This is a genomic window from Chitinophaga japonensis, assembly GCF_007830125.1.
In the GTDB taxonomy this organism is placed as follows: domain Bacteria; phylum Bacteroidota; class Bacteroidia; order Chitinophagales; family Chitinophagaceae; genus Chitinophaga; species Chitinophaga japonensis.
This window is the reverse complement of sequence record NZ_VLLG01000006.1, coordinates 68153-83278: the sequence shown is the minus strand read 5'-3', so window position 1 is coordinate 83278 and position 15126 is coordinate 68153. Positions and strand designations below refer to the sequence as shown.

Below are 15126 nucleotides of genomic sequence, written 5' to 3'. Positions count from 1 at the left end.
ATATTTAAGTTATTATCTAAAACGGAAGCATGGCTATTAAATCGTTTAACGATCTGGAAGTTTATAAACTGGCTCATTTATTGGCAATGCAGATATTCAAGATGACAATTGATTTTCCGAAAGAGGAAAAGTACAGCTTAACAGATCAGATCAGGCGCTCTTCCAGGTCCATTGCCGCAAATATTGCGGAAGGCTGGGGGAAACGGATTTTTGAGAATAACTTTAAACGGCATTTGATAGACGCCATTGGATCTGTAGAAGAAACCAGATCATGGCTGTTATTCAGTAAAGACAGCGGTTATATTAATGAGGATATTCATGGAAAGTTATATGAAAATTATGAGATTTTAGGTGCCAAATTGCACGTTCTACATGAAAAATGGGTGAATTATAAATTAAACAAAATGAATTAATCTCATGAAAACCTACACTTTTCATGCATCAAACATCATCTTTCATTCATCCAGTAAGCATCAATCATCATACATCTTACTTCATACATCATTCTTCATACATAAACCATGCACTCTTTTCAAGAACTGATCGCTCAATTTGTTAAACAGTTTGATCAGCAGCAGTTTCCGCAACACCCGGCTTCCTTGTACAATGCCGCTTCCCATATCCTGAAAATAGGCGGCAAGCGTATACGCCCTGTGCTGTCGCTGATGGGCAATGAGCTGTTTGACGAGATACACCCGGATGCCTGGCAGGTAGGATTTGCCGTAGAGCTGTTCCATAACTTTACCCTGGTGCATGACGATATCATGGACAAAGCGCCCCTGCGCAGGAATCATCCCACCGTGCACACCCTGTACGGCGACCCGGCGGCCATACTGGCCGGCGATGTGATGCTGGTGTACGTATACGAGCACCTGAACAAGGTACAGTCCCGCTACAAGCAAAAGATCATCACCGTGTTCAACCGCGCTGCCATACAGGTATGCGAGGGCCAGCAACTGGACATGGACCTGGAAGCCATGGACCCGGCGCAGGTGCAATACGACGACTATGTGAACATGATAGCGCTGAAAACCTCCGTGCTCCTGGCCGCTTCCCTGCAACTGGGGGCTATCATCGGCGGCGGCAGCGAAGGCAACCAGGCCTACCTCTATAATTTTGGCCGTAACATCGGCATCGCTTTCCAGATACAGGACGATTACCTGGACGCCTTTGGCGACCCGGAAAAATTCGGCAAGCAGCAGGGTGGCGATATCCTGGCCAACAAAAAAACCTTCCTGCTGCTGAAGGCGCTGGAAATGTGCAATCCTGCCCAGCGGACCCGCCTGCAGGAGCTGCTGGACTCCAACAGCGAGAGCAAGGTGGCGGACATGCTGCAACTGTTCCGCGACTGTAAGGTGGATGCCTGGGCGGCGAAAGAAAAGGAGCGTTTCCAGCAACTGGCGTTTGACAACCTGGAGAGCATTGCCGTGTTTTCCGCCCGCAAACGCCCGCTGATGGAGCTGGCCGAATTTTTGCTGAGCCGGCAGCAATGATGGGGCATAAATCCTTATATTCGCACATTCACCAAAATAGAACTTGCTTTGTCTAAATCGCTATTCCGCAGGAAATCAATATCCACTATACTGAAAGATGCCAGGGAAGGAGCTACCGACGGTCATGGAACAGGAACGCTGCACAGGGTGCTGAAGGTAAAAGACCTTACGGCCATGGGTATTGCAGCGGTGATAGGCGCCGGCATTTTTTCCACCATAGGGGAGGCATCTTTCCACGGCGGCCCTGGCGTATCCATCCTGTTTGTGATCACGGCCATTACCTGCGGATTTTCAGCGCTTTGCTATGCGGAGTTTGCGTCCCGGGTACCGGTATCCGGCAGCGCCTACACGTACTCGTATGTGACATTTGGTGAACTGACCGCCTGGATCATAGGCTGGTCCCTGATACTGGAATATGCCATTGGAAATATAGCCGTAGCCATCTCCTGGAGCGGCTATTTTAATAATCTGCTGGCCGGTATCGGCATGGGGCTGCCCGGCTGGCTCACCAGCAATTACGACAACGCATCGCCGGAAACACTGGCCGCCGCCCCGCATATTGCGGGCCTGCCCGTAATCCTGAACCTGCCCGCCTTCCTGGTGGTGGTGTTCATTACCTGGCTGGCCTACGTGGGCATACAGGAAAGCAAGCGCAGCGCCAACGCCATGGTGGCCTTCAAGATACTGATCATCATCTTCGTGATCGTGCTGGGCGCTTTCTATGTAAATACGGACAACTGGAACCCCTTTCTGCCCAACGGGTTTTCCGGTGTGCTGCGGGGCGTATCCGCCGTTTTCTTTGCCTACATCGGTTTCGATGCCGTGAGCACCACGGCGGAGGAATGCACCAACCCGCAGCGGGACCTGCCCCGGGGCATGTTCTACTCCCTCATCATCTGTACGGTATTGTACGTGCTGATAGCGCTGGTGCTGACGGGTATGGTGCCCTTTACCGATCTGAAGGTGGCGGACCCGCTGGCTTTTGTGTTTGATGCCGTGAACCTGCGCTGGATCAGCTACATCATTTCCATCAGCGCCGTCATTGCCACTACCAGCGTATTGCTGGTGTTCCAGATCGGGCAGCCGCGCATCTGGATGAGCATGAGCCGCGATGGCCTGCTGCCCGGGCGCTTCAGCCGGATCCATCCCCGCTTTAAAACACCTTCCTTTGCCACCATTGTTACCGGCATACTGGTAGGCGTGCCCGCCCTGTTCCTGAACCTGACCATCGTTACCGACCTGACCAGTATCGGCACCCTGTTTGCCTTTATACTGGTATGCGGCGGCGTACTGCTGCTGCCCCGGGAGGAGAATAACGGCAATACCAGCCGTTTCCGGCTGCCTTACATTAACGGGCAATGGATCGTGCCTGCGCTGGTGGTGCTGGGCATTTTCCTGTTCCGCGCCCCGCTGGGGGAGAAGCTGTCCTTTGCCGGTGGCTGGGAGGTGTGGAAGCATAACATTCCCTTCTTTTTCTTTACCATCGTGGTGATCGTGATCACGGTGCTGTCCTTCCTGCGCAAGTTATCGCTGATACCCGTACTGGGGCTGCTGAGCTGCTTTTACCTGATGACCGAAATGGGGCTGAAGAACTGGATCGTGTTTGCCGTATGGCTGCTGACCGGGCTGGTGATCTATTTCGGCTACAGCTACCGTAACAGCAAGCTGAACGCAGCAAACTGAAAGCTTAAAGCATAAAGCAAAAGGCTGCCCGTAGCGAATTTATCCGCGGCAATAGCTTTATGCGTTCAGCTTTCAGCTTTAGGCTTTTTTTCGTAAATTACATTAGCTCTTTGATCTTAAAACCTAATGTTATGAACCTGCTACAGCGAATTGAAGTATGGGGCGACCGGCACCATCCCCGCTGGCTGGATGCGGTACGCATCTGCCTCGGGATCTTCCTGTTCTGGATGGGCGTAATGTTCATACAAAACAGGGATGCCCTCACCGCCCTTATCAATGAGAGCCCGTTTCTGACGGCAGCATCCTTCTGGCTTGGGCATTTTATCGTATTTGCCCACCTGGCGGGCGGCCTTCTTATAACGCTTGGATTATTAACGAGAGTGGCTGTAATTGCAAACATACCGGTTTTATTGGGTGCTGTTTTCTTCGTACGTTCCTCCACGGGACTGTTCGAAGTATACCCGCAGCTTGGCCTTTCTATCCTTGTCCTGTTTCTGCTGATCCTTTTCCTGGTGGAAGGCAGCGGCCCCTTTTCCATAGACGCGTACATGCGCAGGCATCCGAACTGATGCATCGGGGGTGGGACAATCCGATTTCAGATTTACGATTTTAGACTTTAGTTTTGAGTTTTTAAACAGACCTGACAGGTTTCCGAAACCTGTCAGGTCTTAAAACCTCGTATAGCCAGGTTGTCAGTGGAGAGCATGCTGTTATGAAATATGAAATCGGAGATAAAATAATACTGCTGCATTCCAGGGAAGAGGGCACAGTTGTAGACATCGTTAATCATGAAATGGTGATGGTGGAAGTAGCGGATGTTACTTTTCCCGTGTACCTGGACCAGATCGATTTTCCCTATTTTTACCGTTTTACAGAGAAAAAGGCCCCGCCTGCCGCTCCCCGCAATCTGCCCGGTGAAGAGCTGCCCAAAGAGAAAAAGCAGGAAGTGATACGGATGGACAAGGGCATGTTCCTCTCCATGCTGCCCGTGTACCAGTTTGACGGCTTCGAGGAGCAGGTGCAACTGTTGAAATTCCACCTGCTGAATGAAACGAACCGCGCCTACGGCTTTCATTTCCAGATATGGCTGCGGCACCAACTGGACCTGGAGATCAAAAACGAGCTGCTGCCTTTCAACCACTTTTACCTGGCGGACCTGTTGTTTGAGTCCCTGAACGATAATCCCCGTTTTGAATTCACCTTCTACCTGAAAGACCCGGACCCGGCGCTGGCACCTTCTTTCCGCAAGACCTGGAAGATAAAGCCGAAGCACCTGTTCCGGCAACTGAATGATATGCGCGTGCGGCGGGACGCCATGCTGAGCTTTCCGCTGTTTGAAAAATATCCCGCCAGGGAAGCGCCCACGCATTACGGCTTTGACCCGGACGACATCGGTAAGCTATCTTCCCCGTACGCCAACATACACATCGCGCCGGATACGCCGCTGCAGCCCAAATACGAACTGGACCTGCACATTGAGCAACTGGAGGAGGACTGGAAAAGCTTAAGCAATATTGCCATCCTGGCCATACAACTGAATGAGTTTCAGCGTTATCTGGACCTGGCCATCTCGCACCACCAGCATGGCATGATCGTGATCCACGGCCTGGGAAAAGGCAAGCTCCGCGATGAGATCCATCATATACTCCGGCAGACCCCGGAAGTGGAGCGCTTTGCAAACGACTATCATCCCAAATACGGGTACGGCGCTACGGAGATATTTTTTAAATATGCGTAACTTTGCATCTTAATAACCTGAAACTACAAACCGTGCTATCGTCTTGGCCCCGTGCCAGGAAGGAAAGTCCGGACAGCATAGAGCAACGCACCACCTAACGGGTGGGATGTGCGGGTGCAAGGCCCGCGCAGACAGAAAGTGCCACAGAAAATAACCGCCGGCCCCCGGGCAGGTAAGGGTGAAAATGTGGGGTAAGGGCCCACGTCGCGGTGTGGTAACACGCCGGGAGGGTAAACCTTGCGTGCTGAAATGCCATGTATACGGTCGTTTGAGGGCTGCTCGCCCGATGACCGAGGGTAGGCAGATACAGGCGGCGTGCGAGCGCCGTCGCAGATAAATGATAGCAGCCCGCCCCCGGGCGGGAACAGAATCCGGCTTACAGGTTTGTAGTTTTTTGTTATTATTTCCATACCCGTCCGCAACCAGACTAAACCGCTATTATACTTATACTATGGAACAGAAAGAAGAAAAAACCTGGGGCGCCCTGGTGCATTTAGGCGGCATCATCGGCATGGTCATCCTGTCTTTTGTAGGCAACATCATCGGCGCGCTGGTAATGTGGCTGATCAAGCGCAATGACTCCGCTTTTATCGACAACCAGGGTAAGGAGGCCCTCAATTTCCAGATCACCCTCAGCTTTGTGAACCTGGCCATTGGCCTGCTGTTTAGCATCCGTCATGGTTTCTGGGCATTTCGGAGAATATGGCGGGATGATTTTGACTTCGACCATTTTGATGTGTTCACTTTCTCCTCAGTGAGCGCCTACGGCATTGTGTGGGTGCTGAATGTCGTGTTCTCCGTGATAGCGGCCGTACGCGCCAGCAACGGCGTGGCTTACCGCTACCCGTTCAGTTGGAGGATCGTGAAGTAATGTGCGAATATGCAAATGTGCGGATGTGCAAATGAGAATGCAGCGATAACATTCGCTTTAATTCATCTGCACATCCGCACATTTGCATATCTGCACATTATTATCCTTTCTTCACCGGTTGCATCCGGGGCTTGCTCTTCCGCTTTCCATGCGTACTGATGCTGTCCGCCATTTTCAGGGCATTATAGGCGTTTACAATACCGCCGGTAACAGACAGTTGGTAAAAAGGCACCTGCTCATCCGTACCGGGTTTGTTCACCAGGCTGTCCCGGAGGGGAGTGGCGCTCTTTTCCAATATCGTTTTTAATTGCTGGGGGGTCAGGTCCGGGTAGTAGGAAAGCACCAGCGCCGCTACACCGCTTACCACCGGGGCCGCCATGCTGGTACCGCTGGCGCTGCCGTACTTGTTGCCGCCGGGCACGGTAGAGTAGATCTGCACGCCAGGGGCAAACAGGTCCACTTCCCTTCTGCCAAAGTTGGAGAAGTTGGCCACCTTGAAGCCAGCGGGGCCGCCCGCGCCGTTTGCGCCTACCGTAATGAAATTGCTGGCCCGGGTATGGTCATCCAGGTGCGGAGTCGGGAAATTGTCCACTTCATCGTTATCGCTGGCGTCGTTGCCGGCCGCATGTACCAGCAGCACGCCTTTGGATTCGGCATATTTGATCGCGTCATCCACCCATACCTTGTTGGGGCTGAAGCCCTTGCCAAAGCTCATGTTGATGATACGGGCGCCATTGTCCACCGCGTACCGGATGCCCAGCGCCACGTCCTTGTCGCGCTCGTCGCCGTCCGGTACTACCTTTACGGCCATGATGCGCACATCGTCCGCAATACCGTCAATACCTACGCCATTATTCCTCACCGCCCCGATAATGCCGGATACGTGCGTACCGTGAAAGGCGAACTGTCCCATTACGTCATTATTGCCGTAGTAGCGGTCGTTAATATCGTTGATATCATCGCCTACGATCTCTTTACGGAGATCCGTCGGGGGCTCGTCCATTCTTTCCGCTTTTTTCTTCAGGTCGTCCAGGTATTCCTCGAACTCGGATTTGAACTCGGAGTAGGACAGGTTTTCCTCGCCGGTGCTCTGCAGCAGCCGGGTCATGAAGTTCCTGGCCACCATCACTTCCTGGTCAGGCGTTTCCACGCTGTCCAGCTTGCTGATGTTAAAATCTTCCTGGCCCAGGTAAGTAGTGAGGATGAAAGCGCATTTTTTCAGGTTCTCCTGCAGCTTTGTCATGGTTTTATATGACATTTTATACTGGCTGACAGGTTGTACCACTTTGGCTACCAGTTTTTTCCAGTAGGCATACTCCCGGGAGGTGGGGTCCAGCGTGGAGTCAGGATTGCCATAGATGTGCTTATAGCGGTAATACTCGCGGGTAGCCTCATCGGTATCTTCCTTGATGCTTCTGCCGTCTTTACCACCGATGAAGTTCCAGCCATGTACATCGTCCACATAACCGTTGCCGTCGTCGTCAATGTTATTGCCCGGGATCTCTTTGGGGTTGGTCCAAAGCACCGGGCGCAGGTCTTCGTGGGTGGTATCTATGCCGGAATCGATCACGGCTACTATTACGGGCGTGCTTTTCCTGCCCTTTAACAGCTCCTGGTAAGCCTTGTCCGCACTGATCCCATACACACTATCCTTTTCATAGCTGAGTAAGTGCCAGTTCCTGGGAGCGGATTTGCCCTGGCCGGAAGCGCCGGAAGATGCCGTCATCAGCACAATGCTACCTAACAGGACAGTTGCTGCTCTGCGTAAATTCATGTAAGTTGTCTTTTATTGGTCAAAATGGAACCTTGCATTTACCGGATGCGGAGGTTCGCAGGTCTAAAACATTAAAAATAAATATTGGTAATAAACGTGCTACTTAGAGCAAGTTAAATACCACAATTGGTTAAAGATATGTAAAATGATATTATGACAAGACAATTATCTGACGAGCGCATAAAAAAGCTGATCATTGACAGATGTCTTGCAACACTGCTCCCGGATTGCAGCAACTATTGACAGGTTTCTTGCCGGCGACGACTATTTCCAGCCTGGAGTTGATTGTTAGCAGAACCTGTAAATGAATTGATAACCAGTTAGTAAGAAGGAGAGGAGATCGGTTTGCCCTGTTTCATATTAAATGTGAAGTGTACAGGGCGGGAAGGCTGGTGATAAAAAGGTGATTATAGCACAAAAGTAGAATATGAATTTTCAAAAAAAAGTATAATATTTATCGCTGGAAGAATGTTTGAAAGCCATCTTCGGCTTCTCAAATGTTTTTCTCATAAGCATGGTTTCCGTTTAACGAAAAAGCGAGGTTCTCTAACCTCGCTTATTTTTTATTCCAAATTAACGGTTTGTTTTGTAGATAAAACGCAACACCCGGCTGGATTATTGCGGAAACTTACCTTGATACGCCTTTTTTTTGAATATTGACGAATGAGAACAGGGAAAGGTGACGGTCCTTTTCATGCAATTGCATTCGGTTGCATTGAAAGTAGGCCGTCAGTTTTTTACTTTTTCTTTTTTACTTTTTTAGAGCCCGAATTCGATCCCCTGGGCCAGCGGCAGGCTGGTAGAATAATTGATGGTGTTGGTCTGCCGGCGCATGTAGTTTTTCCAGGCATCGGAGCCGCTTTCCCGGCCGCCGCCGGTGTCCTTTTCCCCGCCAAAAGCACCGCCTATTTCCGCACCGGAAGTACCGATATTCACGTTGGCAATGCCGCAGTCAGAACCGGCTGCGGACAGGAAGGCTTCCGCTTCCCGCAGGTTCAGCGTCATGATGGCGGAGGACAGTCCCTGCGGCACGTCATTCTGCAGGGCGATGGCCTCTTCCAGGGTCTTGTACCGGATCACGTAGAGGATCGGCGCAAAGGTCTCATGCTGTACAATGTCGTAATGGTTCTGCACTTCGGCAATACAGGGCCTTACGTAGCAGCCGGACTCAAAGCCCGGGCCATCGAGCACGCCGCCTTCCACCAGGAAACGGCCGCCCTGCGCCTTCACCTGGTCCAGGGCCTGCAGGTACATCTGTACGGCATCTTTGTCTATCAGCGGACCTACGTGGTTGCGCTCGTCTAACGGGTTGCCTATACGTAGTTGCTGGTAGGCGTTCACCAGCTTTTGTGTAAATGCTTCAAACACGTTTTCCGCTATGATCAGGCGGCGGGTGGAGGTGCAGCGCTGCCCGGCGGTGCCTACGGCGCCAAAAACGCAGCCGATCAGGGCCATGTCCAGGTCGGCCTCCGCGGAAATAATAATGGCGTTATTGCCGCCCAGCTCCAGCAGCGACCTGCCCAGCCTGGCGCCTACTGCGCTGCCTACGGCCTTGCCCATACGGGAAGAGCCGGTGGCGGACACCAGCGGGATACGGGTATCCTGCGCTATCCATTCGCCTGCTTCACGGCCGCCGGCCAGCAGGCAGCAAACTCCCTCCGGCACATGGTTGGCGGCAAATACCTGCTGCACAATGTACTGGCACACCAGGGCGGTGACCGGCGTTTTTTCCGAAGGCTTCCAGATACATACGTCGCCGCAAACCCACGCCAGCATAGCGTTCCAGCTCCATACGGCTACAGGGAAGTTAAAGGCGGAGATAATGCCGGTAATGCCCAGCGGGTGCCACTGCTCATACATGCGGTGACCGGGCCTTTCGGAGTGCATGGTGAGCCCGTACAGTTGCCGGGAAAGGCCTACGGCAAAATCGCAGATATCGATCATTTCCTGTACCTCTCCATAACCTTCCTGCAGGCTTTTCCCCATTTCATAGGACACCAGTTTGCCCAGCGCGGTCTTGTGCCTGCGCAGGGCTTCTCCTATCTGCCGCACTACTTCTCCGCGTTTGGGAGCGGGCCATTGCCGCCATTCCTTAAATGCCTGGCCGGCGGCGGCTGCTACGGCATCAAATTCCGCCCGCCCGGCGCTTTGTACGTCTGCAATATGCTGCCCGTCTACCGGGGAAGAAGAGCTGAGTACCGGTCCTGTACCGGGCAGCCAGTGGGCGCCGGTGCTTACCCCGCTGTGGGTTCCTGATATGTTGAATTGCTGAAGAATATCTTTTATCATGGCGTGCAAGTTAATGATTTAGCGCTTAGCTATTTCCCTGTCTGTGAACTATAGGTGCTTTCAAATATCTTGTCTGCGTTACCGGCTTCAAAGCCGTCGCGGCGGTGCTCGCGGCGCAACTGGTCTGCCGGCAGGTGGGCAAACTGCGGCAATGGCTTTCTCTCCGCAAACTCCACGTAGGAGCCGGCAATGCGATGGGTTTGGTTACTGGCAAAAGTGGCGGTGATCATGTTGGCCACGGTAGCGCTTTGCAGCAGGCCCCCGTCCGGGCTGGTCTTTATTTTGCCGCCGGCAGTGTTCAGGGTAAAGCCGTTGCGCTCCAGGAAAGCGTTGAAGTCCGCTATGGTGTTGTATCCCGGCGGCAGGTTATGTACGCTGATGGTGAAGTGGTTCAGGTAATAACGGTTGTAGATCACCCAGGCGGCGTACTCGCTTTCCGCAGCCAGCGCCTGGTAGTCTTCCAGGGTGGGCAGCCGCCACAGCCCGCTGTGCAGGAAGTGGTCTACCGCTGTTGCGTCGTCCAGGTCCAGGGCGTCCACGGGATCGGTCTTTACCTCGTTCGTATAGCCGGAGATCAGCGCCTGTGCCTGCGGGCTCAGGTCGGGCACGCGCAGCTCGCTGATGAAGATGCGCGGGAACCCGGGAGATGGCGGCGCATACCAGAACGCGTCCAGTTTCTTTTCCGGGAAAAAATAGGCATCCTTTTTCGTGTAGCCGTAATGCAGGAATATCTTTTCCAGCGATTGAATGCCCAGTTGCGGCACGCCCATGGTACGGAAGGCAATATGATCGTTCTCCACGTCGCCGGGCTGCTGTATAATGCCCTCCTTTATCATGGTCTGTATAATGGCCTTTACATCCGGCACCCGCTCCATGTAGCGTTGCATGAGGCCGTTAAGCACATCGGTAAGCATTGTTTTGGTAATTTAAATGCTAAATGTAAAGGTTTTTTCACTTACCGGTTGCGTTTTGCCTACTCGGTCCTCAAACTTTTGGCGGGATTGGCCAGGGCTGCCCGCAGGGTCTGGAAGCTGATCGTGGCCAGCGCAACGGCAATGACCAGCACCCCGGCAATGGCAAATAGCTGCCAGCCCGGCGTAATACGGTAGGGGTAATTTTCCAGCCATTTCCCGGCCGCCATCCAGGCCAGCGGTACGGCCAGCACCAGCGCGATGGCCACCAGCTTCAGGAAATCTTTTGAAAGAATAGCCACTACGCTGTTCACCGATGCGCCCAGCACCTTCCGGATGCCGATCTCCTTGGTGCGCCTTTCCGTGGCCAGCACGGATAACCCGAACAGGCCGATGCAGGAGATGAATATAGTGAGCACCGCGCTTAACAGCAGTATCTGCTTCCATTTTGCTTCCGCGGCATAGCTTTGCCGGTTGGCTTCATCTTTAAACACATAGGAGTAGGGGCTCAAGGGAAAGAACTGCCGGAAGGTCCGCTGTATATATTGCAGGGTGGCGGCCTCTGTACCGGGCTTTATTTTTATATAGAAGGTGCCGTAAGGGTTGGACTCCTTCATGGTAAATAGCTGCGGCCCGATCTTTTGGGTCAGGGAGGCATAATGATAGTCTTTCACTACGCCCACCACGCGGTATATTTCGTTATTGTTATAAAAGAAGTTCACGATCTGCCCCAGGGGCTGCTTCCAGCCGGCCTGCTTTACAAAGGCCTCGTTGACCAGCACGGAATGGGCGGCATCGGAAGGGTAGGCGGCGGAAAAATTCCTGCCCTGCACCACCGGGATCCTGAAGGTTGGAAAAAAGGCTTCGTCGATGGTCACATAGTTGAAGCTGATGGCGGAGTCGTTGGCCAGGCGGGCGCCGGTGAAGGAGTAGCCGCCGTCTTTTACCGCAACGCTCCGGATGCCGGGATTTTTAAGCAATTCCGCCCGGAAAGCGGCGGCTTCCGGGTGCTGTATATCATACTTGTTCACCGCCACCATGTTGCGGTCGTCATACCCCAGGTCGGTCCGGGTAAGGTAGTTGAATTGCGCATAGATAATGAAGGTGGCGATGATCAGGAAGGACGCCAGCGCAAATTGCAGCACCACCAGCGATTGCTGCAGGTAGTTCTTCCCGGCTATATTGAACCGGTGATACAGGGTCTCCACGGGCCGGTACCCGGACAGGACCAGGGCCGGGTAGCTGCCGGCCAGGAAGCCGGTGAACAGGAACAGCAGTATGTAGCCGCCTATCAGCCTGGCATCCAGCAGGTAGGAGAGGGAGAGGGCTTTGTTGGCCAGGGTGTTGAATGAAGGCAGGATGAGCTGCACGATCAGCAAGGCGAGGCTAAAGGCGATAAAGCAAAGCAGGAAAGACTCTCCCAGGAACTGGAGCACCAGTTGCCGCCGGTCGCTGCCTACCACTTTGCGGATGCCTATTTCCTTTGCCCGTTTTACGGACCGGGCTACGGTAAGGTTCACAAAGTTGATGCAGGCAATCAGCAGTACGAATAATGCAATGGCTGAAAGTATATAAGAATAGACAGGGTTGCTTGCATGGGAGAGGCCATTCGTTGCGGGCAGGGCGGTATTGGTATGCATGTCCGCGAACGGTTGCAGGAAATAAGTGCCCATGGAAGCGCCATGGTCGCCGTACCTTTCCACCAGTATGTTAAAGGCCTCCCTGGCGTCTGCCAGGTAAAAGCGCTGCATCTGTTCTCCTACCCGCAGCGGGTCCTGCCCCGGCTCCAGCGTTACAAAGGTGTTCAGGAAATAGCTGTACCAGTTCTCATTAGTGCTCATGGCTTCATCAGAGGCGCTGAAAGGCAGGAGCATTTCAAACTGGATGGAGGAATTCTGCGGGCACCTTTTGGTCACGGCAGTCACCCGGAAGGGGGCAAAGGTGCTGTCTTCCTTTATCATCAGCACTTTTCCTACCGCGTCGGTAGTGCCGAACTGTTTGCGGGCGGCGTCTTCGGACAGGACAACGGTATGCGGTTCGCGCAGGCAGGTTTGCGCATTGCCGCCCAGCAGTGGGAAGCTGAACATGGAAAAGAAGCTGTGATCAACGCGCAGGGCGTCCTGCGTGCTGACATCCGCCCCGGTTTTTATATTTACGGTGCTGCTCTCTATACGTACAAAATCCCGGATGCCGGATACATGCTGCGCAAACCTGGGGCCTTGCAGGTAGCCGGTGTTGGAGTTCTGCCGCCGGTGGCCTTCCTCGTCGACTTTAGATACAATGCGGTAAATGTTGTTTCCATTTTTGTGGAAGCGGTCAAAGCTTACTTCATCCTTCACGTACAGGATAATGAGCATAGCGCAGGCCAGCCCCAGCCCCAGCCCCGCGATATTGATCAGGGAGTATATTTTGTTCCGCCGCAGGTTCCTGAAAGCGATCTTGAAATAGTTGCCAAACATAGGAGCGATATTTTACACCCGGCAACAGGTACAAGGGGTATGCCAGTTAGGCAAAGCCTTTGTGCATAAGGGAGTGGAAACAGGAAGGCGCAGGAAAGTGTGCGAAAACGGACGCGGAACTGTACGAAACCGGATATCAATACTGCTCGTTCTCGTTCGGGAAATCCTGCCCTTTTACATCGTTAATATACTGCCGGGTGGCGTTGTAAATATCTTCGTACAGGTTCAGGTAGCGGCGCAGGAACCTGGGTTTGAACTCCTTGTTGATGCCCAGCATGTCGTGCATGACCAGCACCTGCCCGTCCACGTATTTGCCCGCGCCAATGCCAATGGTGGGAATGTGCAGGCTTTCCGCCACCTGCTTGCCCAGCAGGGCAGGTATCTTTTCCAGCACAATGGCGAAGCAGCCGGCTTCCTGCAGCAGCAGGGCGTCTTTCAGCAGTTTTTGCGCCTCGGCTTCTTCCGTGGCCCGCACGGCATAGGTGCCAAACTTGTAGATGGACTGGGGGGTAAGGCCCAGGTGGCCCATTACGGGCACCCCGGAGGAGATAATGCGTTTAACGGATTCTATGATCTCTTCCCCGCCTTCAATCTTGATCCCGTGCGCGCCGGTCTCTTTCATAATACGGATGGCGGAGCTCAGGGCTTCCTTTGAATTGCCCTGGTAAGAGCCGAAAGGCAGGTCTACCACCACGAAGCTGCGCCTGATGGCCCTTACCACGGAGGAAGCATGGTAAATCATCTGGTCCAGGGTAATGGGCAGGGTGGTTTCATGGCCGGCCATTACATTGGAGGCGGAGTCGCCCACCAGGATCACATCCATACCGGCATCGTCAAAGATGCGCGCCATGGAGAAATCATAGGCCGTGAGCATGGATATCTTTTCCCCATCTTCCTTCATCTTTTGCAGTACGTGGGTGGTAACGCGCTTTACTTCCTTATGTATAGACATTGAAAAATTAATTTTTTCTTTTTTACTTTTAAACGCTGATCTCCGCGTAGAGGGCCTGTATCAACCCGTCGGCCAGTCCTATCTTAGGCACGTATATCTCCTCCGCGTCTGCCCAGCGCATTACGTTCACATATATCTGCAATGCCGGTACGATCACGTCTGCGCGGTCTTCCCGCAGGTTGTAGGCGTGTATCCTTTCCTCTACGGTAAAGCTGCTGAACTCCTTGTAGTAGTCCTTCAGCATGTCCAGGGAAAGGGGCTTGCCTTCCTTGCGCTTGGAAAGGGAGAATACCTTGTTGATGTTGCCGCCGGAGCCGATGGCCGTAATGGCGCCGTAGCCTTTGAGCAGTTGCTTGAGGCTGTCTTTCATCTGCTGCCAGTGAGTTTCTGTTACCTGCTGCTGCAGCAGGCGTATGGTGCCGATGTTGAAAGAGGTTTTGAAGATGAGCCGGTTTCGGCTGAAGAAGGTCAGCTCCGTGCTGCCGCCGCCCACGTCAATATACAGGTAGGAGCGGGTGGCGTCCATATGTTCGGCAATATGGTTCTCGAATATGAAGGAGGCTTCTTCCTCGCCGGAGATCACCTGGATATCGATGCCGGTTTGCTGCCTTACCTGCTTCAGTATGTCGGGAGCATTGCTGGCATCGCGCATGGCGGAGGTGGCGCAGGCTTTCAGGTACTTCACATTGTACACTTCCAGCAGCAGTTGGTAGGCCTTTATCGTGTTCAGCAGGTCCTGCACTTTCCTGTCCGAGATAGTGCCGGTGCTGAATACGTCAAAGCCCAAACGCAGGGGCACGCGCACCAGGTTCACCTTCGTAAAGTCCATCACCCCGTTGCTCTTGGGAGAGGCTTCTGATATGAGCAGCCTCGCCGCGTTGGAACCAATATCGATAGCAGCCAGTTTCATTCATGCAAGATAATTAATAATGTGGGAATGTGCAGGGGCGCATCCA

At 53.2% G+C, this 15126-nt stretch carries 12 protein-coding genes and 1 other RNA gene; 7 read left to right on the top strand and 6 right to left on the bottom strand.

Annotation, left to right across the window (positions count from 1 at the left end):
* The first annotated feature begins 29 nt into the window (after nt 1-29).
* From LX66_RS24825 to LX66_RS24795, 7 genes are all read left to right on the top strand, one after another.
* Complete coding sequence (locus LX66_RS24825; protein ID WP_145718533.1) at nt 30-413, top strand: four helix bundle protein; 384 nt, start codon at nt 30-32, stop codon at nt 411-413.
* A 108-nt stretch (nt 414-521) separates the two neighbouring features.
* Nucleotides 522-1493, top strand: a complete 972-nt coding sequence (locus tag LX66_RS24820; protein WP_145718531.1) for a polyprenyl synthetase family protein — start codon at nt 522-524, stop codon at nt 1491-1493.
* 48 nt (nt 1494-1541) lie between these two features.
* The gene (locus tag LX66_RS24815; RefSeq protein WP_145718529.1) at nt 1542-3176 is read left to right on the top strand and encodes an amino acid permease; all 1635 of its coding nucleotides are present in this window, start codon (nt 1542-1544) and stop codon (nt 3174-3176) included.
* 131 nt (nt 3177-3307) lie between these two features.
* Complete coding sequence (locus tag LX66_RS24810) at nt 3308-3745, top strand: DoxX family membrane protein (protein ID WP_145718527.1); 438 nt, start codon at nt 3308-3310, stop codon at nt 3743-3745.
* Nucleotides 3746-3888: 143 nt separating this feature from the next.
* Nucleotides 3889-4914: a Smr/MutS family protein gene (locus LX66_RS24805; protein ID WP_145718525.1), complete on the top strand. Its 1026-nt coding sequence runs from the start codon at nt 3889-3891 to the stop codon at nt 4912-4914.
* 22 nt (nt 4915-4936) lie between these two features.
* Nucleotides 4937-5309: RNase P RNA component class A (gene rnpB / locus LX66_RS24800), an RNA gene on the top strand.
* Nucleotides 5310-5365: 56 nt separating this feature from the next.
* On the top strand, nt 5366-5785 hold the full coding sequence (locus LX66_RS24795; RefSeq protein WP_145718523.1) for a DUF4870 domain-containing protein: 420 nt from the start codon (nt 5366-5368) through the stop codon (nt 5783-5785).
* 100 nt (nt 5786-5885) lie between these two features.
* Here the strand turns inward: LX66_RS24795 and LX66_RS24790 are convergent, their stop codons facing one another.
* The 6 genes from LX66_RS24790 to LX66_RS24765 all read right to left on the bottom strand — a co-directional run bounded on the left by LX66_RS24790 (nt 5886) and on the right by LX66_RS24765 (nt 15080).
* Nucleotides 5886-7559: a S8 family peptidase gene (locus LX66_RS24790; RefSeq protein ID WP_145718521.1), complete on the bottom strand. Its 1674-nt coding sequence runs from the start codon at nt 7557-7559 to the stop codon at nt 5886-5888.
* A gap of 759 nt (nt 7560-8318) precedes the next feature.
* Nucleotides 8319-9848, bottom strand: a complete 1530-nt coding sequence (amaB, locus tag LX66_RS24785) for an L-piperidine-6-carboxylate dehydrogenase (protein ID WP_145718519.1) — start codon at nt 9846-9848, stop codon at nt 8319-8321.
* Between the two features lie 29 nt (nt 9849-9877).
* Nucleotides 9878-10762: a DUF1338 domain-containing protein gene (locus LX66_RS24780; protein WP_145718517.1), complete on the bottom strand. Its 885-nt coding sequence runs from the start codon at nt 10760-10762 to the stop codon at nt 9878-9880.
* A 59-nt stretch (nt 10763-10821) separates the two neighbouring features.
* Nucleotides 10822-13218, bottom strand: coding sequence for an ABC transporter permease (locus LX66_RS24775; RefSeq protein ID WP_145718515.1), 2397 nt, complete (start codon nt 13216-13218; stop codon nt 10822-10824).
* 136 nt (nt 13219-13354) lie between these two features.
* Entirely contained in the window at nt 13355-14170 is an 816-nt protein-coding gene (panB, locus tag LX66_RS24770; RefSeq protein WP_145718513.1) for a 3-methyl-2-oxobutanoate hydroxymethyltransferase, read from the bottom strand.
* 28 nt (nt 14171-14198) lie between these two features.
* Nucleotides 14199-15080, bottom strand: coding sequence for a Ppx/GppA phosphatase family protein (locus LX66_RS24765; protein WP_145718511.1), 882 nt, complete (start codon nt 15078-15080; stop codon nt 14199-14201).
* Nucleotides 15081-15126 lie beyond the last annotated feature (46 nt).